The sequence below is a fragment of the Streptococcus macacae NCTC 11558 genome (assembly GCF_000187995.2).
Taxonomy (GTDB): Bacteria; Bacillota; Bacilli; order Lactobacillales; family Streptococcaceae; genus Streptococcus; species Streptococcus macacae.
Map to the genome: position 1 here is coordinate 1,113,935 of NZ_AEUW02000001.1, position 21,973 is coordinate 1,135,907.

24 protein-coding genes are annotated in these 21,973 nt (G+C 37.0%); 2 read left to right on the forward strand and 22 right to left on the reverse strand.

All coding sequences use genetic code 11. The features are described from left to right. Positions 1-4: 4 nt before the first annotated feature. From STRMA_RS05260 to STRMA_RS05285, 6 genes are all read right to left on the reverse strand, one after another. Positions 5-1,363 carry a UDP-N-acetylmuramoyl-tripeptide--D-alanyl-D-alanine ligase gene (locus STRMA_RS05260; RefSeq protein WP_003082303.1) on the reverse strand — a complete coding sequence of 453 codons (1,359 nt, stop codon included), beginning with the start codon at positions 1,361-1,363 and terminating at the stop codon, positions 5-7. Between the two features lie 101 nt (positions 1,364-1,464). Beyond that, complete coding sequence (locus STRMA_RS05265) at positions 1,465-2,397, reverse strand: bile acid:sodium symporter family protein (RefSeq protein ID WP_003078852.1); 933 nt, start codon at positions 2,395-2,397, stop codon at positions 1,465-1,467. Positions 2,398-2,743: 346 nt separating this feature from the next. Continuing rightward, entirely contained in the window at positions 2,744-3,796 is a 1,053-nt protein-coding gene (locus STRMA_RS05270) for a D-alanine--D-alanine ligase (RefSeq protein WP_003078856.1), read from the reverse strand. Between the two features lie 50 nt (positions 3,797-3,846). After that, entirely contained in the window at positions 3,847-4,446 is a 600-nt protein-coding gene (gene recR, locus STRMA_RS05275; protein ID WP_003079753.1) for a recombination mediator RecR, read from the reverse strand. A 12-nt stretch (positions 4,447-4,458) separates the two neighbouring features. Next, positions 4,459-6,546, reverse strand: a complete 2,088-nt coding sequence (pbp2b, locus tag STRMA_RS05280) for a penicillin-binding protein PBP2B (protein ID WP_003078537.1) — start codon at positions 6,544-6,546, stop codon at positions 4,459-4,461. A gap of 323 nt (positions 6,547-6,869) precedes the next feature. Next, positions 6,870-7,562: a phosphoglycerate mutase gene (locus STRMA_RS05285; RefSeq protein ID WP_003080831.1), complete on the reverse strand. Its 693-nt coding sequence runs from the start codon at positions 7,560-7,562 to the stop codon at positions 6,870-6,872. A 203-nt stretch (positions 7,563-7,765) separates the two neighbouring features. Here STRMA_RS05285 and STRMA_RS05290 point away from each other — a divergent pair, with 203 nt between their 5' ends. After that, entirely contained in the window at positions 7,766-8,701 is a 936-nt protein-coding gene (locus STRMA_RS05290; protein WP_003082137.1) for a dihydroorotate oxidase, read from the forward strand. Positions 8,702-8,812: 111 nt separating this feature from the next. On the opposite strand, the gene STRMA_RS09650 is transcribed toward STRMA_RS05290, so the two are convergent. From STRMA_RS09650 to STRMA_RS05365, 16 genes are all read right to left on the reverse strand, one after another. Beyond that, positions 8,813-8,965, reverse strand: a complete 153-nt coding sequence (locus STRMA_RS09650) for a hypothetical protein (RefSeq protein WP_003080327.1) — start codon at positions 8,963-8,965, stop codon at positions 8,813-8,815. Between the two features lie 102 nt (positions 8,966-9,067). Beyond that, the gene (perR, locus tag STRMA_RS05295; RefSeq protein WP_003081817.1) at positions 9,068-9,544 is read right to left on the reverse strand and encodes a peroxide-responsive transcriptional repressor PerR; all 477 of its coding nucleotides are present in this window, start codon (positions 9,542-9,544) and stop codon (positions 9,068-9,070) included. A gap of 300 nt (positions 9,545-9,844) precedes the next feature. Continuing rightward, positions 9,845-10,219, reverse strand: a complete 375-nt coding sequence (gene dhaM, locus STRMA_RS05300; protein ID WP_003080117.1) for a dihydroxyacetone kinase phosphoryl donor subunit DhaM — start codon at positions 10,217-10,219, stop codon at positions 9,845-9,847. Beyond that, positions 10,219-10,797 carry a dihydroxyacetone kinase subunit DhaL gene (dhaL, locus tag STRMA_RS05305; protein ID WP_003078563.1) on the reverse strand — a complete coding sequence of 193 codons (579 nt, stop codon included), beginning with the start codon at positions 10,795-10,797 and terminating at the stop codon, positions 10,219-10,221. Before dhaL ends, dhaM begins: the two co-directional genes overlap by 1 nt. A 20-nt stretch (positions 10,798-10,817) precedes the next feature. Next, entirely contained in the window at positions 10,818-11,807 is a 990-nt protein-coding gene (dhaK, locus tag STRMA_RS05310; protein ID WP_003082152.1) for a dihydroxyacetone kinase subunit DhaK, read from the reverse strand. Between the two features lie 175 nt (positions 11,808-11,982). Further along, a complete protein-coding gene (locus tag STRMA_RS05315) occupies positions 11,983-12,258 on the reverse strand; it encodes an HU family DNA-binding protein (RefSeq protein WP_003079072.1) in 276 nt (91 codons plus the stop codon). A 96-nt stretch (positions 12,259-12,354) separates the two neighbouring features. Then, a complete protein-coding gene (locus tag STRMA_RS05320) occupies positions 12,355-12,954 on the reverse strand; it encodes a YpmS family protein (protein ID WP_003080166.1) in 600 nt (199 codons plus the stop codon). Further along, positions 12,929-13,792 (reverse strand): SGNH/GDSL hydrolase family protein, encoded by an 864-nt coding sequence (locus tag STRMA_RS05325; RefSeq protein WP_003081950.1) that lies wholly within the window; start codon positions 13,790-13,792, stop codon positions 12,929-12,931. Before STRMA_RS05325 ends, STRMA_RS05320 begins: the two co-directional genes overlap by 26 nt. Further along, on the reverse strand, positions 13,785-14,624 hold the full coding sequence (locus STRMA_RS05330) for a DegV family protein (RefSeq protein ID WP_003081423.1): 840 nt from the start codon (positions 14,622-14,624) through the stop codon (positions 13,785-13,787). Before STRMA_RS05330 ends, STRMA_RS05325 begins: the two co-directional genes overlap by 8 nt. A gap of 276 nt (positions 14,625-14,900) precedes the next feature. Then, positions 14,901-16,559: a DNA repair protein RecN gene (gene recN, locus STRMA_RS05335; protein ID WP_003079025.1), complete on the reverse strand. Its 1,659-nt coding sequence runs from the start codon at positions 16,557-16,559 to the stop codon at positions 14,901-14,903. Positions 16,560-16,576: 17 nt separating this feature from the next. After that, on the reverse strand, positions 16,577-17,041 hold the full coding sequence (locus tag STRMA_RS05340; RefSeq protein ID WP_003081344.1) for an arginine repressor: 465 nt from the start codon (positions 17,039-17,041) through the stop codon (positions 16,577-16,579). Continuing rightward, on the reverse strand, positions 17,028-17,855 hold the full coding sequence (locus tag STRMA_RS05345; RefSeq protein WP_003080411.1) for a TlyA family RNA methyltransferase: 828 nt from the start codon (positions 17,853-17,855) through the stop codon (positions 17,028-17,030). The genes STRMA_RS05340 and STRMA_RS05345 overlap by 14 nt, the downstream gene beginning before the upstream one ends. Then, positions 17,848-18,717, reverse strand: a complete 870-nt coding sequence (locus STRMA_RS05350; protein WP_003082348.1) for a polyprenyl synthetase family protein — start codon at positions 18,715-18,717, stop codon at positions 17,848-17,850. Before STRMA_RS05350 ends, STRMA_RS05345 begins: the two co-directional genes overlap by 8 nt. After that, positions 18,714-18,935, reverse strand: coding sequence for an exodeoxyribonuclease VII small subunit (locus STRMA_RS05355; protein WP_003079329.1), 222 nt, complete (start codon positions 18,933-18,935; stop codon positions 18,714-18,716). The genes STRMA_RS05350 and STRMA_RS05355 overlap by 4 nt, the downstream gene beginning before the upstream one ends. Then, on the reverse strand, positions 18,910-20,253 hold the full coding sequence (gene xseA / locus STRMA_RS05360; RefSeq protein WP_040841811.1) for an exodeoxyribonuclease VII large subunit: 1,344 nt from the start codon (positions 20,251-20,253) through the stop codon (positions 18,910-18,912). The genes STRMA_RS05355 and xseA overlap by 26 nt, the downstream gene beginning before the upstream one ends. Before the next feature lie 294 nt (positions 20,254-20,547). Continuing rightward, the gene (locus tag STRMA_RS05365) at positions 20,548-21,093 is read right to left on the reverse strand and encodes a TetR/AcrR family transcriptional regulator (RefSeq protein ID WP_003079748.1); all 546 of its coding nucleotides are present in this window, start codon (positions 21,091-21,093) and stop codon (positions 20,548-20,550) included. A gap of 170 nt (positions 21,094-21,263) precedes the next feature. Here STRMA_RS05365 and STRMA_RS05370 point away from each other — a divergent pair, with 170 nt between their 5' ends. Beyond that, entirely contained in the window at positions 21,264-21,965 is a 702-nt protein-coding gene (locus STRMA_RS05370) for an ABC transporter ATP-binding protein (protein ID WP_003082448.1), read from the forward strand. Positions 21,966-21,973: the final 8 nt, after the last annotated feature.

Sequence of the window (21,973 nt, forward strand, 5' to 3'; positions counted from 1 at the left end):
CCTTTTAAGAATATTTTTCTAAACTTTCTACTACTTTGTTTAAATGCATAGAGTGGCTTCCTTTAAGTAAAATCTGATCATTTTTTCCAAGCTCCTCTTTGATACATTCTGTCATAATATCAAGTTGGTCTAATGTCTCAAAATACTGCCATTTACCTTGTGGATAGCGTTTAGCTACTTCAGCCGCTAAAGCTTTCATTAAGGGGCCAAAAAGAATAACACGGTCTATTTGATCAGGATCCAAACTATCAACTATAGCTCCATGCCATTCTAACTCTTTTTCACCTAATTCTTTCATATCTGCTAAAACAGCAATTTTTTGACCGCTTTTATTTCTAGGAATAGTTGAAAAAGTCTTCAATATGAGCCGCATAGCTGTTGGATTAGCATTATAAACATCTGAAAGAATATCTGCTCCGTTAGCGGCCTTCTTCCATTCTGTACGATTGCCTGTTAAATCAAGATGAGCTAAAGCCTCTTTGATATGCTTTTCTGAAACAGCGGATAATTTTCCCACATAGCTGGCAATCATTGCATTGGTCGCATTGTATCTGCCTGGAAGCGGCAAATGAATCTCTGTATTTAGAAAATTCGTCTTAAAATGCAAGGAGTCTTTTGTCTCTGTCAGCTCTGTCATAAATATTTCTTCATTGGGACCAAAACGGATAACCTTTTGATTATCAGGTAAGTAAGCATTGATAATTTTATCGGCAGGTGCAATTAAAATACCATCTGAGTCCATACCTTCAGTTATCTGCATTTTCCCTTCAGCAATTTTTTCACGGCTGCCAAAGAATTCTAAGTGGGCTTCTCCGATAAGGGTTACGATTGCTATGTGCGGATGAGCCAAACGGGACAAAAGAGCGATATCTCCTAAATGATCCTGTCCCATTTCCAAAACAATTTTTTCAGAATCATCAGGCATATGAAGAACTGTATAAGGGAGCCCAATCTCATTATTATAATTACCTTGTGTTTTATAGGTCTTATAAGTTGTCGCCAAAACCGAAGCAATCATATCCTTTGTCGTCGTTTTGCCGTTTGATCCTGTTACAGCAATAACATCAACCCGCATTTTTGTTAAATAATATTGTGCTAATTTTTGGAAAGCAAGGAGGCAGTCATCAACAAGAAGATGGGGAAGATCAATTGTTTTTTCAGAAAATGTAGCTACCGCTCCATTTTCAAAAGCCATTGGAATAAAATCATGACCATCACGTTCACCCTTCAAGGGTAAAAACAAATCACCTGTTTCAATCTTCCTACTATCAAATTCAATAGCATGAACAGCAGCATCTTTATAAATGCCTATATCATTTTTTGCTCCCACTGCTTGGGCAATTTCATGTAATGTTAATTTCATTTTTTATTACTCCAGTACAAATAAAAAGGACTTCTGTCAGTCCTTTCATTATAACATAAAATAAGGTAATAAAATAACAGCTTTTTAAAGTCATTATCTCACTACGATTTTGAATGGCTTTTCCACCATGATGAAAGAATGGAACCTGAAATATTATGCCAAATGCTAAAAATTGTAGACGGAATAGCCGCTTGCGGGACAAAATATTTCATTGCCAAAGTTGCTCCTAAACTGGAATCCTGCATACCAACTTCAAAAGTAATAGCTTTCTGCTGAGCTTCTTGCAGGCCTAATAATTTAGAAAATCCAAAACCAAGCCCATAACCACAAAGATTATGAAGCATGACCACTGGAATAACTAAGGCTGTTGCCGTCGTAAAAATATTAGCATGATTGGCTGATACAACCGCACCAATAATCAGTAAAATAGCTATTTGAGAAATGAGAGGCATCAATTTAATGACAGCATTGATTCGCTTGCCCAAAAGTGTATGTATCAAGACTCCTAAAACAATAGGAACAACCACAATGCGCAAAGTTGACAGAAAAAGACTCACTGCTGGTACAGCAATGTATTGGCCTGCCAGTAAAGATAAAAGCAAGGGCAGCATAAGCGGAGCTAAAAGAGTTGATAAAACCTCAATAGAAACATCTAAAGCCACATCTCCGCCCGATAAAAAGGCCATCACACTAGATGATGTTCCGCTGGGACAAGAACCAACCAGAATAACGCCTGCTGCTGTAGCTCCTTTTAAATGGAAAATAAGACAAAGCAGCCAAGCTAAGCCAGGCATAATAACATAGTGAGCCACTGTCCCTAAAATAACCGGAATTGGCCGTTTGGAAATTCTGACAAAATCTTCTGTCTTCAAAGTTAAGCCCATTCCAAAAAGAATAAGACCTAATAAATAAGAAGTATTAGGTATAACCCAAGTACTTGTTTGAGGAAAAAAGAAATTAAAAACGGCCCAGAGAATGACGACTAAGGTAAACCAATGACTAAGTTTTTTATTAAAATTTTCAACTTTTTCCATAATAAGCTCTCCTTAAAGATAACATAAAAGAAGTATTGGCTCCCCAAAATCCTAACACAGACACAGGAAATATTAGGCAATCAAACTTATCTCTTATCTATTGCCCTTATTATACACCTAATTTTGAAATTTTCAAATAATTCTCAAAATTATTTTCTAAGTTTTCATACCGCTCCTTTTAATCTAAATAATAAAAAGAGTGATCAACACAGCTGCTGCCTTAAATGCACAGTTTGTTGCCACTCTTATAACATTTATCAATACTTAAAATAAAGTTTTTTCTAGTTTACGGCTATACTTCTATTAAAAAATTGCAGTGAAGCCAACAGCTTGTTGTTTAACTATTTTAAAGGAGATGATTTTCACGTTCGTCAAATTTTTCTTTAGCTAACATGACTAATCTTTCAATTAAGTCTGAGTAGCTTAAGCCCATATTTTCCCATAATAAGGGATACATAGACCACTGTGTAAAGCCAGGCATTGTATTGAGTTCATTCAAATAGATATGGCCATCTTCTGTCAGGAAGAAGTCACACCGTGATAAACCACAGCCTCCAAGCATCTGAAAAGCTAATTTTGCATATTGGCGCATTTTGGCTGAAATCTCTTCGCTTACTTCTGCAGGAATAGCCATTTTGATCTGATTGTCAATATACTTAGCTTCATAATCATAAAAAGCAACATTTTTGACAACTTCGCCCGGTAGAGTTGTTTTTATCTCTGTATTTCCTAAAATACCGACTTCAATTTCACGAGCCTTAACTCCCTCTTCAATGAGAATACGGCTATCATATTTTAAAGCAAGAGCAATTGCTGTTTTTAATTCTGTTTGATTCCTAGCTTTAGAAATACCAACACTTGAACCCATATTCGCTGGTTTCACAAATACAGGATAAGTCAGTTTATTTTCGGCTTCAAAAACTGTCTGACTCAAATCTTCACCTTCAAAGTAAGTTATATAGGGCACTTGCGGAATCTGGTTCTGACTGCTCTCTAGAACTTGTTTGGTTGCAATCTTATCCATAGCAAGAGCTGAAGATAAGATATTGGTGCCGACATACGGCATTTTTAAAATTTCTAAAAAACCTTGAACGGAACCATCTTCTCCCATTGGCCCATGGAGAATGGGAAAAACAACAGCACCCTTTTCATAAATGTCACTTGGTTTTATTTTTTGACTGGCAATGACTGTATCATTTGTCATCAATTTTTCTGTCTTTAAGGGCAGCTGGCTAAACTCCTGCGTCTTGATAAAATGGCCTGTCTGAGTAATAAAATAGGTTTTTACCAAAAATTTGTCATAATTGACTGCCTGTATTATACTTTCAGCTGAGAGAACCGAAACTTCTCTCTCGGCTGAACGTCCGCCATAAAGTAAAATAAGGGTTTCTTTTTTCATTATTTTTCCTTTTATAGTTCTTATATAAGAATAGAAAAAATCACATTAACTTATAATTCTGTTCGATTCTCTATTGCTCTTAGTAAGGTTACTTCATCTGCATACTCAATATCAGAACCAACTGCCAGTCCCCGAGCAAGCCGAGTGACTTTGATACCAGCGGGTTTTAGAACTCTTGAAATATACATTGACGTCGCCTCTCCATCTGCTGTTGTATTGGTTGCAATAATAACTTCGTTAATATCGCTTTCTTCCTGCAGACGGGTTAATAATTTTTTAAGGTTTATATCGTCTGGACCCACACCATTCATTGGTGAAATAAGCCCATGTAAAACATGATACAGTCCGTGATATTCCTGAATTTTTTCCATAGCTGAGACATCTTTGCTGTCTTCAACCACTAAAATGATTGACTGATCTCGGCTGTCATCGCTGCAAATGTTACAAGGATCAACATCTGTCAGATTGCCGCAAATAGAACAGTAGGTCAATTCTCGCTTAGCCGCCAGAAGATTTTTGGCAAAATCATTGACCTCTTCATCCTTCATTCCAATCGTATAAAAAGCCAATCGTGTTGCTGTTTTTATGCCAATTCCTGGCAATTTTGCAAAACTTTCAATCAATTTGGCAATAGGTGTTGGGTAAAGCATTCATCCTCCTCCTCACTCATTTGCATTCATAGGATGCATTTGCTGGTAAAGATTGATGATATCTCTTGTTATAGCATGGCTCGTTGTTCCATGTAAATCCGTTTCGTGAGGCAGCACAACAGCTACTGCAATCTGTGGATTATTGCTTGGTGCATAGGCAACAACATTTAAATTTGAAGCATCAATAGATTTGCCATCACTGCCTTTTACATAAGTTTCAGCTGTCCCTGTTTTAGCTGAAATAGGGACGCTTGCGCCATTAGCCAAGGTCTTACCTGTCGAATAAGCCCCTTTACCGTTAACAACATTATAAAAACCATCTTTGATAATAGAGAGATTCTCATTGGATATAGAAACATTGTTTAAGACTTTTGTGTCAATTGTTTTCACACGATTGCCCAATCCCCCTGTTTTATCATTGTCATAAATACCTTCTACTATGTGAGGAGCAACACGCTTTCCTCCATTAGCAACTGCAGCAACATACTGAGCCAGCTGCATTGTTGTATAGTTATCAAATTGTCCAAATGATTCTGTTAAAACATTTGCAGGATCATATTTCTCTGAAACATAACCCTTTGATTCACCTGGAAGGTCAATACCTGTTGAAACACCTAAGCCATACTGCGCATAAGTCGCTCTTAACTTTTTCATCGCATCCTTGTAACCTTCGGTTGATAAAGCCATTCCAGAATGATAATCCTGTCCCATCAATTTCAAAGCTAACTGTACCATATAAGTATTTGAAGAATACTCAAGAGATTGGCTAGCTGTAATAGGGAGAGAGCCATTTGTAAACCAAGAGTTGATAGGATTTGAGCCTGCAAACTGGATTGGCTGATCATTTAATATCTGATTGCCAAATAAAACATTATTAGCCCAGCCAGCTGTCAAAGTTGCTCCTTTCACAACAGAGCCTGGTGTGAAAACTTCTGTAACGGTACCAAGAGCATTTGAAGAAGTATCTCCTGTCTTAAGATCATGATCTAAACCAGCCATGGACAGGATGGCTCCTGTATTTGGATTTAAAGCAACAGCATATACACCTTCTGAATACTTTGTATTTCCCTTGCCTAATTCAGATTTGAAATAGCGGTTGAGAATATCTTCAACTCCCTTTTGAAATTTCAAATCCAGTGTTAATTTTAGGTTTTTGCCTTTAGTTCCTTTAGCAGTTATTTTATCACTGATGATCTTACCTTCTTTATTCACCTTAATAGACTGAATGGTTCGGCTGCCCTGAAGGTCATTTTCATATTCTTTTTCCAGATAAGAAGTCCCTACACGGTCATTTAGGGAATAGCCCTTCTTCACATAATTCTTTGCTTCCTCAGCAGGCAAACCTGTCTTTTGGCTGGAAACTTTACCAATAACAGATGTGATTGAATTCTTGACGGATTTTCGTTCCCAATCTGTCTTTACAGAAATACCTTTTAAATTTGATTTACTGGTTGCTAAAACAGCAATCTGCTCAGAAGTCAAATCACCCGTTGTCAAGGAGGCTGTATTAAAAACAGAAGTCGCATTCATCTGACTAAAAATATAAATTATCTTTTTTTCATCTTCAGAATAATCAATAACACTGTCAGGAACTGCCTTAACAGCATTGGCATAAATATCCGATTCTTTTAGATTATTTCCAAATTGGTCATATTTTTTTCGATGAGGTAATTTTTTGACAACCTTTTGATAATTCTTAGGATCAGCAAGGTAGTAATCCTTCTTTTGACGCTTAGTTACCTTGCTTTCTGTCAAAGTTACGATATTAGCCAATTTCTTAGCGTTTTCTTTAATGTCTTTGGCATCCATATGATTACTTCTTGTAAAAGCAACAACTTCTTTAACCTCATTTTCAACTAAAGGTACTCCTTGAGAGTCGTAAATTTGACCCCGAGGACTGGACGTTTTGATCGTATAAGTTGTTGATTCCGTCAGCTTCTTTTTATAAAATTTTTCATCATAGATCTGCATTTGTACTAATCGTAACAGTAATATCGTAAATAAAGTAACAATAAGAAAAAATAGGAGATTGATTCTGTTAGAAATCAAGATAAATTTTTCAGATTGTTTCTTTTTACTGCTCTTCTTTTTTCGAAACATTTTTCCTCCTATTTTTTATAAAACTATGCTTTATATTTTAACATAATTTGAAAAAACATATGACATTTTCACCAAAAATTTCTAGTCCTTTAAGCTAGCTGTTCAGCAAAAAAGAGAACCTTCGGATTCTCTTAAATTTTTTAGCTTTCTAAGAGTAAAAGAAAAGACAGCCCCACTTCTGTGATATACTCCTCTTACAGTAGGCAGCGAAAAAACAAAAATTCACTGTAAATACGAAGAGATTGGAACTTTTCAGCCCAATCTCCTACACATTTTTAAACTTTTTATGTTTCAGTTTCTTTCTAAAAAATCAGAAAAGAACTTTACTCACCAAGATAGTATTCATTTGTAACATTCAAGTCTTTGTCAAATTCAAAAACAAGCGGTGGGAAGTTAGGAATTTCCACATCCATGATTTCATCATCTGACAATTGTTTAATATGTTTTACCAAGGCACGGATAGAGTTACCATGAGCACCCACAAAGACATTTTTACCATCTTTAAGAGCAGGCGCAATTTTATCTTCCCAAAACGGAAGAGCACGTTCTAAAGTTACTTTTAAGTTTTCAGCATCTGGAATAACTGAATCATCAAGGTTAGCATAACGACGGTCAGTGTGTGCTGAATATTGATCATCTTTAGCCATAGCTGGTGGCAGCACATCATATGAACGACGCCAGATATGAACTTGTTCGTCACCCCATTTTTCAGCAGCTTCTGCTTTATTTTGACCAGTTAAACCACCATAGTGACGTTCATTTAAGCGCCAAGATTTTTCAACGGGAACCCAAAGTTGTCCTGCTGCTTCAAGAGCAAGATTTGTGGTTTTAATAGCACGTGTCAAAACAGATGTGTAAGCTTGGTCAAACTCAATGCCTGCATCCTTAATTAATTTACCAGCATCAATAGCTTGCTGTGTTCCTTTTTCTGAAAGATCAACGTCAGCCCAGCCAGTAAAAAGATTGGCTTTGTTCCATTCTGACTCACCGTGGCGAGCAAAAACTAATTTTACCATTACTATTCTCCTTTTATTTTTGACGAAATGTCAAATGTTTTACTGTTTTATTTTACAAAAATATCAGAAAAAAATCTACTACATTTATCAAAAATTAAAAAGAGCAATGTTTTCTTTCATCCAAAGCTAAAGCATACAAAACAAACTTGCAGCACATTTTATCTAGTGTTACAATAAATAAAATGTATTATTTTGGAGGTCATATGGTTTCAACTCGTACAACAATTGGTTCTTTTCAGTTTGATAATTGTCTTATGAATGCTGCAGGTGTTTATTGCATGACACGCGAAGAATTAGCGGCTATTGATCAGTCTGCTGCGGGATCCTTTGTGACAAAAACAGGAACGCTTAAAGAACGCCCAGGCAATCCAGAGCCGCGTTATGCTGATACAGCTCTTGGCAGCATTAACTCTATGGGACTGCCTAACCTAGGCTATCATTATTACTTAGACTATGTTATGGAATTACAGGATAGACCAAAAAGCAAAAATCATTTTCTCTCACTTGTTGGTATGTCTCCAGAAGAAACACATACTATTCTTAAGTCTGTTGAAGCCAGTGACTATAAAGGTTTAGTAGAACTCAATCTTTCTTGCCCCAATGTTCCTGGAAAACCGCAGATTGCCTATGATTTTGAAACGACAGACCAAATCCTTTCTGAAGTTTTCTCCTACTTCACCAAACCACTTGGCATTAAGCTGCCGCCTTATTTTGATATTGTACATTTTGATCAAGCAGCTGCTATTTTCAATAAATATCCCTTAGCCTTTGTCAATTGTGTTAATTCTATCGGAAATGGTTTAGTTGTTGAAGATGAAACAGTCCTTATTAAGCCTAAAAATGGTTTTGGGGGTATCGGAGGTGACTATATCAAACCAACAGCTTTAGCTAATGTTCATGCTTTTTATAAACGCCTCAATCCTTCTATCCAGATTATAGGAACTGGCGGTGTTAAAACAGGCCGTGATGCTTTTGAACATATACTCTGCGGAGCCAGCATGGTACAGATTGGAACAGCCCTGCATCAAGAAGGGCCTCAAATCTTCGAGCGCATCACTAAAGAATTAGAAGAAATCATGACAGAAAAAGGTTATGAAAGCTTGGAAGACTTCCGCGGCAAGCTCAATTATAAGGCTTAAATCATTTTAAAGCTAAGAAGCATTTGATAGCAATTTAAGATGAAATAGAAAAAGCCTGACTGAAATTTTGGATCTCAGTCAGGCTTTTTCTGATGACTTTAAAAAATAAAGTTACTCTTTTTGTACCTTCTTTTGTTCAGGAATTTTTGCCTGTTTTGATTTTTCAGAATTTGCTGCTTCTGGCTTAAATGCTTTGCTGACAAAAAAAATACCGATTACTTTAACGATAGAAAAGATCATTAAAATGATAATGATAAATTTCATTTTAGCTATCTACTTTCTTGCTTTTTCACACATTATAACTTTTTCTTCTGCAATGAGCAAGTAAAGAGTAAAACATATATACAGCAGATAGGATTAATACGACTAACCAATCTTTTGCCTATTTTTTTCCTGACACTTTGGACAAATACCATAAATTAACAGCTGTGCTCTGGTAATCTTATATCCTGTTTGTTCATGCGCTTCTTCTTTAATACGAGAAACATCAACATCTACAAAATCTGTAATCTTACCACAAGACTCACAAACAACATGCAAGTGCTGATGCCCCATAAAATCAAAATAAGCTGTATTGTCATTGCTTACTTTTAATTCAACAACAAATCCTTCATCAATCAAAACTTTTAAATTATTATAGACCGTAGCCAGGCTCATACTTGGATGCTGAGGAAGAAGATCATTATATATTTGTTCTGCACTTGGATGATGGTGAGCATTGATAATATAAAAAATAATAGCCTTTCGTGTTTCCGTAAGGCGGATATGTTTTTCTTTCAAATGTTCCAAGACATCATTATAAACATTTTGATTAATTTCTGTGTTATGAGAATACTGCTCCATCCTTAGCTCCCTTCCCTGCTTCTTTTCTTTTATTATACACTATTTTATCTAAAAGAAGAATGAATAGGTCTTATATAAATTAAAAGAGAGTGGGACAGAACATCAATAATTCGAAGAATTTGATTTCGCCGTCCCACCTCCTAACAGTTGGTTAGGATAGCTGCTATCACTTATACAGCAAGGGATAAGGATATCCAGCCACTGCGTCTTGCAAGTAAAACGACAAAACAGCATGGGGCTGGGAGCTTTTGGCTCAGCTTCCTTACCATAATAGATAAAATAAGGCAGTCAGCTTGCTGCTTACTTATTGATTTTTAACATTTCTAATTGTGATAGAATTTCCTCCAAAGAAACACCTGCTTGTATCAAAGCTGCAGCAGAATAGGCACCTTCAACAATTGGAACATTCATCATCACAATATCTTTGTCTGATAAATCAGCCGCTATCTCTAAATTCATTCTTGCTGAGCCTAAATCAAAAAACGTCAACAAGACCGTTTGAGCGTTTTGTTCGATAGCTTCCTCAATCTGCTCAAAACTTGTTCCTATCTCACCATCTTTTGTGCCGCCAATATAAGTCACGGAGACATCTTTAGCGACTTCTTCAATTAAATCATATAGGCCCTGTGCGAGATTTTTAGAATGCGACACAATCACAATTCCAATTCCTGACATTATAAATCCTCCGCTTCAATTAAAGCTTCAAATAGTAAACCAGATGAATAAGAACCTGGATCAATATGACCTGCCGAACGTTCACCAACATAAGAAGCACGGCCCTTAGTAGCTTTCATCTCTTTGGTTTCTTCGACCATTTTTTTGATAGCAGGAGCCGTTAAAGTATTTGTTTCTAAATCAGCAAGTGCACAAGCCCATACATCTACCATTGTTTTTTCATTAATGTTGGCCTTCCCGCGTTTTTTGATCATGTCTAATCCTGCTTTAATGTCATCTATAATATCGCCTCCTGCCTGTTCAGAATCCATCATCCCCATAAATGCTGAGGCATACAGCGGCCCGGATGCTCCGCCGACCGTGCGCAATAGCTGCATAGCTGTCGCTTTAAAGACATCAGCTGCTGTTGTTAATTCTTGTGTTGACATAGCTTCCATAACAGCAGTCATGCCGCGTGCCATATTGCTGCCATGGTCTCCATCTCCTATAGGAGTATCTAATTCTGAAAGGTAGTCTTTATTAGCTTGAATTTTGTCATTAAATAAAGACATCCACCGTTTTGCTACTGTAACTTCCATCTCAATTTCCTTTCTTACTCTTACCAAGCAGCTGTTGTAACAGGACTGTTCAAAGCTTCTATCCACGCTTTATCTTTGAATTTAATTAAAGTCAGTGAAATACCTGCCATATCAATAGAAGTCATTATATTGCCTAATTTTTTATAAACAATAGCGATATTTTGTTTCTCTAGGAGCTTTCTAGTATCATTAGCAAAGACATATTGCTCCATCAAAGGAGTGGCCCCCATTCCATTGATCAAGATGCCAAATGAGTCTGTTTCCTTAATATCAAAAGATTGTATTAATTTTTCTACTAATTCCTGTGATAGTTTTTGTGACTCCTGCATTTTTTCACGACGGTAACCTGGTTCACCGTGAATACCAATGCCAAACTCAATTTCATCACTGGCTAAAACAAAGCCAGCTTTTCCTAGTTCAGGAACAGTTGCACCGCTTAGAGCTAAGCCTATCGTATGAATATTAGGTACCAGTTCATCTGCTATCCTTTTAATTTCTTTTAAAGATTTCCCCAAACGTGCTGCGTCTCCTAAGATTTTATGAACAAGGACTGTCCCGGCTACTCCGCGTCTTCCTTGTGTGTAAAGACTATCCTCAACCGCAATATCATCATCAACGACAACACTAGCAACTTCAATGCCTTCCATTTCTGCCAAATCCTGAGCCATTTCAAAATTCATTACATCACCTGAATAATTTTTAATAACCATAAAAACTCCCGCACCTTCATCGGCTTCCTTAATGGCTTTTAATACTTGATCGGGAGTAGGTGAAGTAAACACGGCACCGCAGACTGCAGCTGACAGCATACCCTCTCCAACAAAGCCAGCATGCGATGGTTCATGCCCGCTGCCTCCACCGGAGATAATAGCAACCTTCCCAGTCTTCTTGGCCCTTCGAGCTATAATGTCATATCCTTCAAGGCGGTAAATGATATCTGAATGAATATACGAAAAACCGTCAAGCATTTCATCAACTACTTGAGCTGGCTGATTTATTATTTTTTTCATAAAAGACACTCCTTTGCTCTTTTGTTTTTTATTTTATACCTTGTTTTATCGCGGCTAAATCGGGCAATATAGCACTCAGAGATTATATAGAAAAAAGCCATAGAAATTCTATAGCTTTTTTATTGAAACATTTGTATATCCTAAAATTACGTTCTAGATATACATCGCTGAAATCTTATTTTACAGCGTCTTTAAGAGCTTTACCAGCTTTGAATGCTGGAACTTTAGAAGCTTTGATTTTGATTTCTTCACCTGTTTGAGGGTTGCGACCTTTGCGTGCTGCACGTTCGCGAACTTCGAAGTTACCAAAACCAATAAGTTGTACTTTTTCACCTTTTGCAAGGTAACCTGATACTGCAGCGAAGACAGCATCTACTGCTGCAGCTGAATCTTTCTTAGTCAATTCAGTAGCTTCTGCTACTTTTGCAATCAAATCTTGTTTGTTAGCCATTTAACAAATCCTCCAATAAATTTATAAGCTCAATGAGCTTTAACAAACACTATCATACCTGAAAAACTTTATCAGGTCAAGTGTTTAGTGTTTATTTTAACGATTTTTCTTTAAAATGTCAAAGCTTATCTCGTCATTTACTAAATTAAGGGCTGTTGATTTTAGATAGATCCCATACTGATTGTCTATCTTTTGTAAATTAATGTTAACAACAGATTTTTGCGGAAGTATCTCGACAAAATTCGGAAGTTTATAACTAGATCTTAGATAGCTAAGTATCTCTGATTCTGGTAAAGAAAGCGACCCTACTGAAAAAGACGTCACTTTAAGCTGAATAGCTCCATTAGCCAAATTGTAAGGCTCAAAATAAATATGAAGCGGAATATTGTAGCCTAATAATTTGTAAGTACTCTGAAATTCAATATCTGTATCATTGAGGCGAACACTGTACTGCATTTTCTTTGATTGATAGTCATTCAGATAACTTGTTAGTACTTGATTAAGCTGCTCCTTGTTTGTGGTAATGCTACCAACTTTAATAGGATTTTTATCAGCTTGTATTTTTTCTATTTTAGGATGAGAGCCACTCACTATTTTAACAGCAATAACGCTCCAAAAAGCAACATTAATAGCTAATAGCAGTAGGAAGGCCCATTTCCACCAATTCTTGTTATTTCCAATTCTTTTTTGTTTCACTGATTTTCTCCATTACTGCTTTTGACATAATTTGATAGCCGATATTATTTGGGTGGAAATGATCGCCATCATAAAGGGCATTATTTTCTACGGTACCTGAACTGTTTGCACTGCTTGGTGCTTCTACCGCTTTTCCTTGACCATCAACACCTTTATAAAGTAAATCATTGATAGGAACAAAATAAACATTGTCATACTTTTCAGCAATTTCCTGACTTCCTTTATTCCAGTTATCAATAACATCCTGCATCTGTGTTAAATCAGGAAAATTCAGATAATAAGGGTTATAAATCCCTAAAATGTAAATAGGTAAATTTTTATTCTGACTTCTAGCTGATGAAATAATTTCTTCCAGATTTTTTTGATAAGTTCTTGCAGGTTTTTTAAAAGAAGATACCTTTAAATTTGACAGCTTTTTTCGGATAACCGTCATGACATCGTTCCCACCGACTGTTAAAGTCATCATATCTGCTTTTTTTAAGCTCTTTTGAATATCTTTCTTTTTATCTATACGCGTTAAAATCTGCTGGCTTGTATTACCTGAAACACCATAATTACTGCTTTTGACAGTATACCGATAGTTGGTTTTCAGCCCTTGGGCTACCAAGGGAACAAAGCCGCCTTGTCCTGTAGTATCACCGATTCCTTCTGTCAAAGAGTCGCCAATAGCAATATAGTTAAAGGCCTTCTCTTTTTTGACAGTCGAAGTTCTCAGCTCTTCTGAGCGCCTCAAACGAGAATGAGATCCTCTTGTCGGAAATAAAATATAAAATAGGACTGCAAAAATGAGAAGACTTGCGATAAAAAAAGTCAGTTCTTTAGGAATTTTTTTATTCATAATGTACCATTACTGCAAAAGCACCCTCTCCCGTATGTGTCTGAATCGTTGAGCCCGTCTCTAAAACAGAGATCTCTTTTTCAACATAAGTTTGTAATTTTTCTTTCAAAACATTAGCAAAATTAGCTGTCCCTGCATAAGAAATAGCAATTTCAGCTATTTGGCGATTCTTTAAGTCAGCTGTAAGTGAATCCAGCCACTTATAAAATGTCTTGGCCCCGCGTCCTTTAGCAATAGGATACAGCTCATGATTTTTTAGCTCCATGACAACTTTAATATTTAACAGAGAACTTAGAAGACCCGTTACACGGCCAATCCGTCCTCCCTTAACTAGATTTTCTAAAGTTGAAACACCAATAAACAGCTTGGTTTTTTCTTTGACTTCTTCAATTGTTGAGAGTACATCTTGAAGACTGCCGCCATTTTTAGCAACTCTAGCTGCTGCCACAACCTGAAACTTCATTCCTTGATCCGTGAAAGAAGAATCTACGACAGTAACATCTGCTCCAGCAATATTAGCCCCCTGCCTGGAAGCTTCAACTGTTCCTGATAAGGTGTGCGTAATATGGATGGCAACGATCTTCTCAGCGCCTTCTTTTACCAGCTTTTCATAGGTATCGGCAAAAAGTCCCACAGGGGGCTGACTGGTTTTGGGAAGTTCTTTTGAATTCCTCATAAGAGAAAGAAATTTTCCTTCTGTTTTTAGGTTATCATCAGAATAAATAACACCGTCAACCATTACGGTTAAAGGAATAACTGTAATATCCAGTTCCTTCACTAATTCAGGTTCAATGGTAATAGAAGAATCGGTTACAATTTTAATTTTAGTCATTTTCTATCCCGCTCATTTAATTTTTCGATTATCATTGCTATTATAACAAATAATTAGCTTTTAGGGGAGTTTTACAAGCAAAAAAAGCAAGACCCTTGTCAAATAAGGTCAAATAATCTTCCCCACTTTTTAAAATCGAAAGCAGCTGTAAAAGAATCTTTGCTTTCATTATCAACTCAATTAAATTTTCATTAATAATGGTATCAGTTACAAAATATAATGCCGCTAATGCTTTTATAACAACTATATCTCATTAATCCTGCTTTTCAAATTCGCTCACTGCCTCAGTAATTCTCTGGCTTGCTGGCGAGCTGCAGGTGTAACATCATCACCAGCCAGCATTTTAGCAATTTCTTCAACCCTTTCTTCTGGCTTTAATAGACGGACAGTTGAAACTGTTGAATCTTTATGACTTTGCTTTTCAATGAAATATTGGTAATCACTGACGGCAATAACCTGAGGTAAATGTGAAATGGCTAGAACCTGCCCATTGCTGCCAATTTTATGAATTTTTTGAGCAATAGCTTGTGCCACCCGGCCAGATACCCCTGTATCCACTTCGTCAAAGACAATACTGGTCTTATCATCACGCCGTGACAGAGCTGCTTTAATAGCCAGCATCAGTCGCGACAGTTCCCCGCCTGATGCTACTTTAACAAGAGGCTTAAAGTCCTCACCTGGATTGGCTGCTATATAAAATTCTACAGCTTCATTGCCTTCACGATTGAATTTCCCCTTTGAAAAAACAACCTTAAAAGCAGCCTTATCCATATAAAGATCTTTTAATTCCTGCTTAATCTCCTTGGTTAGAAGATCAGCAAGCTTGTGACGCTCTTGACTTAATTCAGAAGCTGTCTCTAACAGCTCTCTTTCTAAGGATTTAAGATCCTGCTCCATATCATCAAAAGACAAGTCATTTCCTGTCAAAAGATTGTATTCTTTCGTAATATTGGCTAAATAAGCCAAGACATCATCAACAGAACCGCCGTATTTGCGGGTTATAGAATTAACTAAATCAAGCCGTGTATCTAGATTGACCAAAGCATTAGCATCGAAATCTAAGTTTTCCAATAAATCCCCCAAACGTTTGGTGACATCTTCTAAGATATAGTAAGATTCGCTGAGATCAGAAGACAAAGTTTTATAATCAGCATCATAGTCTTCCAAAGACTGCAAATCATTCATGGCTGAACGTACATTAGCTAAACTTGAATAGTCTTCATTATCCAAGACCGTATAAGCATTTGTTAAAGTATCAACAATAAGTTTATGATTCAATAATTTATGGCGTTTTTTTAAGAGTTTTTGATCTTCACCTGATTTAAGGTCTGCCGCTTCAATTTCGGCTATCTGATACTCCAGCATTTCGATACGGGCCTGATGTTCTTGCTCATTTTTCTTCTTATCAAGGACTCGTTTGCGGAGCTTTTTATAATGGTCAAATACGCTTTGATAGTTTGTCTTTACCTCTTGAAAATGGCCGTCTCCAAAGCCATCCAATAAGTGAATATGATTTTGAGAACGCATTAGCTCTTCTTGATCATGCTGGCCGTGAATATCAACTAAATGCTGGCCAATAGAGCGCAGAACAGCTAAATTAACCATTTGCCCATTAAGACGACTGACACTGCGGCCGTTTTGAAAAATCTCGCGGCGAATAATCAATTCATCCGAAAATTCAATACCATTTTCTTTTAAGATCTGTTTTAAAGGCGAGTTTGCATCCAGAGAAAAAAATCCTTCGATCTCTGCTTTAGAAGAGCCGTGGCGAATGACATCTGTATTAGCTCTGCTTCCTAACATCATATTCATAGCATCAATAATAATTGATTTTCCAGCCCCTGTTTCACCTGTTAAGACAGTCATACCATTTTCAAAGTTTAATGATATTTCTTTAATAATAGCAAAATTTTTTATAGCAATTTCTAAAAGCATAGTCACCTTTTACTCCTTCAATCTGCTAGCAAGGATTTTATTTCTTGGCGGATTTGCTCACTGTCTTTTGGATCTTTTAGAATTAAAAGAAGGCTGTCATCATCTGCTATGAGACTGAAGATAAGCTGTCCAAACCTTTCTAATAAGAAACGCTTTATCAAATAACTATTTCCCGGTATAACATCAATATGGAGCAAATGTTCTAATCCAGCAGTATTTTCAGAAACGGACTTAACAGCATTCTCTGCCCGTCTAAAACTGTCTTGTTCTTGTGTTGCCTTTTCTTTGGACAGTCCATAAATATAACGGCCATCTGAAGCCGGCACTTTAACAATACCGATTTCATTAATATCACGGGAAATAGTCGCCTGAGTGGCTTTCAAACCTTCATTTTCTAAAAGCTTTACTAAATCATTTTGCGTCTCAATCGCATTTTCTAAAACAATTGTTTTAATTAATTCTAAGCGTTCACGTTTTTTCATTCTTTTTAAATTCCTCATGTGCTGATTTAACAACAGTTTTAATGTCTTTCAAAATCTGATTTTCTGGTGAATTGGATTTTTGCAGATAAGCTAAAAATTCAATATTGCCGTGACCACCTTGAATAGGAGAAAAATCAAGCTGCTTCACCGTAAAACCAAAATCTGCTGCAAAGTTTGTAACGGTCTCTAAAACCTTTTCATGGGTGGATGCATCTTTAATAATGCCATTTTTTCCTATTTGTTCGCGCCCTGCTTCAAATTGTGGCTTGATTAAAGCAAGGACCTGACCGGAATCAGCTAAAATTTTGTTCAATGCCGGTAAAATTAAGGCAAGTGAGATAAAACTGACATCAATCGAGGCAAAAACAGGCTGACCCTCTGTAAAATCTTTGAGTTCTGCATAACGAAAGTTATATTGCTCCATAGAACAGACACGTTTATCCTGGCGCAGTTTCCAGACTAATTGATTGGTTCCGACATCCACTGCATAAACTAGCTTCGCACCATTTTGCAGCAGAACATCTGTAAAGCCACCTGTTGAAGCCCCAATATCAAGCGTTATCAAGCCATTCACAGAAATGTCAAAAACTTGCAGTGCCTTCTCCAATTTTAAGCCGCCGCGGCTGACATACTTTAGTTTTTCACCCTTTAATTTTAATTCAGTCGCCTCATCAACTTTCTCACCAGGCTTATCATAACGTTCTCCATTGATAACATTAACAACTAAGCCTGCCATAACACCCCGCTTAGCCTGCTCCCTTGTTTCAAAAAGCCCCTGTTTATAAGCCAGAACATCTACTCTTTCCTTAGGCATGAAGACGCAACCTCTCTAGCATTTTATCAATTTTAGTTTTATCAAATTCTTCTTCTGTAGATAATTTTTGAAAAATAGACTGGGCTTGATCCAGAGAATCCTCCAAGACAGCATAAGATTCATTCAAACCCAGAAGACTAGGATAGGTTGATTTAAAGGTCTTCTGATCTTTTTGAGGAGTCTTGCCAAGTTCAGCAAAACTAGCTGTCACATCCAAAATATCATCACGCACTTGGAAAGCTAAACCAACCAGTGCACCTGCTTGACGAAGCTTAGCAAGGGAAAGGTCTGAAAGTTCAGCTATGATCCCAGCAGCCACAAATGGAAAAGTTAATAGTCTGCCTGTTTTATTAGCGTGAATCTTAGCAATATCTGTTAAACTTAACAAACTTTTTTCCCCTTTAATATCTAGCATTTGCCCAGCAACCATGCCATAGCTTCCTGAAGCAGCTGATAATTCTGCTATTAATCTTACCTTTATATCAGCCGCTAAATCAGCATTAGCTAATAAAGTAAAGGGGTCTAAAAAAAGGCTGTCTCCAGCTAAAATAGCTGTTGCTTCATCAAACTTTTTATGATTGGTCAGCTGACCCCGTCTATAGTCATCATCATCCATAGCAGGCAGATCATCATGAATAAGACTGCCAGTATGAATCATCTCTAAACCAGCTGCCACTTGATAGTGAGCTTCTGTAAGCATCAAGCCAAATCCCTGCAGCATTTCCAGCAGTAAGAGGGGGCGAATCCGTTTGCCGCCGGCATCAACAGAATACAAAATTGCCTCAACTAGATCCTTAGATACCTTATTTTGTGCATAATAATGCTTGATGGCCTGATTAATATGTTCAATCTTATTTTTCACAACGCATCCATTTCGGCTTCACTGCCGTCATCCTGCATGACTTTGACCAAAGTCTTTTCAGCTGATTCCAACGTTTTTTGTAAGTCTTTAGAAAGTACCATTCCCTTTTGAAATTGGGCAATAGCCTCTTCAAGAGGAACCTCGCCATTTTCCAATTGACTCACAATTCCTTCTAAATCCTGTAAATTTTCTTCAAATGTTTTTTTCTTGTTTGACATTTTCTACCTCCACTTGAACATAGCCATCTTTCAATTCAAGATTCAAGTGATCTCCCTTTTTGATTTGCTGGCTTGATTGAATAATGTGATTATCCTTTTGAATAATAGCATAGCCACGCGCAACAATCCGATTTGTATCTAATGACAGCAGCGCATCCTGTGCTTTTTCAAAACGCGCTAGCTTAGTGTCATACTGACTCGTCATATTGCTTAAAAGCAGGCGCTGATTCTGCTTTAATCGTTCTTGATATCGCTGAATGCGCTCGGACAAATTAACGGACATTAGTCTTTGCCTTACGATATTTGCCTTGCGATCATAAACATCATAAGTCTGCCTTGTTTTAGCCACTAAACGCATCTTTAAGTGATCCAGCTTTTGAACATAAGCATCATAGAGCCTTTCAGGCTGTCTAAAAATAACTGAATTTTGCAGTTTGTTAACTTGTTCCTCTTTTTGCCTGATCAGGCGCATAACAGCCTGATAAGAGCGCATTTGTTTTTCTTGGAGAAAGGCCAATACATCAGCCTTAGTCACAGGCGTTGCCAATTCAGCTGCTGCTGTTGGAGTTGCTGCCCTGCGATCTGCCGCAAAATCAGCTAAGGTTGTATCTGTCTCATGTCCGACACTGGAAATAAGAGGCAGGTGCGATTCAAAAATAGCCTGCACTACAACTTCCTCATTAAAAGCCCAAAGGTCCTCAATAGATCCTCCGCCGCGACCAACAATGAGAAGGTCTAAATCATCGCGTTCATTAGCTAAACGAATATTAGCAGCCACTTCTTGCGCTGCTCCCTCACCTTGAACCTTAGTCGGAAACAGTAAAAGATGGACGCCTGGAAACCGGCGTGAGACTGTGGTAATAATATCTCTGATAACCGCACCGCTAGGACTGGTGACAACACCAATCTTTTTAACAAACTGCGGCAGTTTTTGCTTGTGCTTATCGTCAAAATAACCGGCCTCAGCTAACTTTTTCTTGACTTGTTCAAATTGAATAGCTAGGGCACCGATACCGTCTGGCTCTGCTTTTTCAATGATAATGGAATAAGAGCCGCTGGGCTCATACAGCTGTACGCGCCCAATAACATTAATTTTCATGCCTTCTTCAAGTTCAAAACCCAGTTTCTTATAAATACCGCCCCACATGGTGGCCTGAATAACAGCCTTGTCATCTTTAAGTGAAAAATACTGATGATGAGGACGCCGTCTAAAATTAGAGACCTGACCAGTCAAATAAACCCGTTCCAAATAAGGATCACGATCAAATTTTAGTTTTAAATATTTGGTCAAAATAGACACCGATAAATAATCTGGCATAAATTTGATATGAGAACCACGCAAAAAACAGTCCAATCAATTAAAAAAACTGATTTAAAGACGCACTTAGAACAAGCGGCTTATTCTAAATGACTCATTTGCAGAAGTCGGCTCCTTTCATTGTGTATAGATATAGCCATTATATCAAAAAATGAAAATTTATACTGTCTTTAAAATGAAAAAACAAAAAAACCTGCTAATATTTTAATGGATTTTAAATTTTTGATAGAAACTATAATTACTGATCTCAAAAGCTGATTTACTTGTAGCTGCTTATCGGAAATCGGACAGCCTTTATTCGGTTCTTTTAGGAATAATCTTTACAATGATGTCTGTAATTTCCTGTGGACTTTCGTGCATATCCTCGCTGATCCAATTAGAAATAATAGCTTCTAAAGAGGAAATATAAATAAGACGCGCATATTTTTCCGGAATACCATACACTTGACCTAAAATAGAATTGACATTAGGAATCAGATCAATAACAGCAGAAACGAAATGTCGAATAGACTGGGGCAGATTAACATAAGTAGAATCAGCAAGAACCATAAAAAACTCATGATCGCTATAAATATAATCCAAAGATGCTTTAATAAGCTCTGGAGAGAGCTCTGTCATATCCTCAGTAATAATATTAAAAAGTTCAGATATGGTCTCATTCTTAAGCTTATCCATCATATCATATTTATCCAAATAATGAAGATAGAAAGTTCCTCTATTAATACCTGCTTCTCTGCAGATAGCTGTTACCGAAATCTCCTCAAAAGTCTTTCTTTTTAATAGATGGATAAGTGCTCGCTTAATGTAATTCTTTGTTTCTGTTTGCCGTGTATTTGCCATGATAAATAGGTAGTCCTTAAATCAACACTTTGTTAATTTTTGATTATTGCCTTTCGCTCAATTCTGTGTATACTAGAATACATACAAAATCAACATGTTGTTGATTTAATTTAATTTTATTATACTGCTTTGCCTATAAATGTCAACAGCTTATGAAAGGAAGGAAATCTATGTCTTATATCCAAGTCAAAAATTCAACAAAACGTTATCAAGTTGGCGAATCAGAAATCATTGCCAATAAAGATGTTAATTTTAAAATCGAAAAAGGGGAATTAGTGATTATTCTTGGTTCATCAGGAGCAGGAAAATCAACACTGCTGAATATCCTAGGCGGTATGGATACAAATGATGAGGGGCAGGTTATTATTGATGGAGTTGACATCGCTCAATTTAATTCACACCAAAGAACCAATTACCGCCGAGATGACGTTGGCTTTGTCTTTCAGTTTTACAATTTAGTGGCCAATTTGACTGCTAAGGAAAATGTCGAGCTAGCTTCTGAAATTGTCAAAGATGCTATGGATCCTGCTGAGATTTTAACTAAAGTCGGTCTTGAAAAGCGTATCGATAATTTTCCAGCTCAGCTTTCAGGCGGTGAACAGCAGCGTGTTTCCATTGCGCGTGCTGTAGCCAAAAAACCAAAAATACTGCTTTGTGACGAACCAACAGGAGCCTTGGATTACAATACCGGAAAACAAGTGCTCCAAATTCTTCAGGACATGTCCCGCAATGAAGGGGCAACTGTTATTATCGTTACACACAATTCCGCTTTAGCTCCTATTGCAGACCGGGTCATCCATATGCGTGATGCCACTGTCAAATCCATTAAGATAAATGAACAACCGCAAGATATTGCAACCTTAGAATATTAGGAGGTACT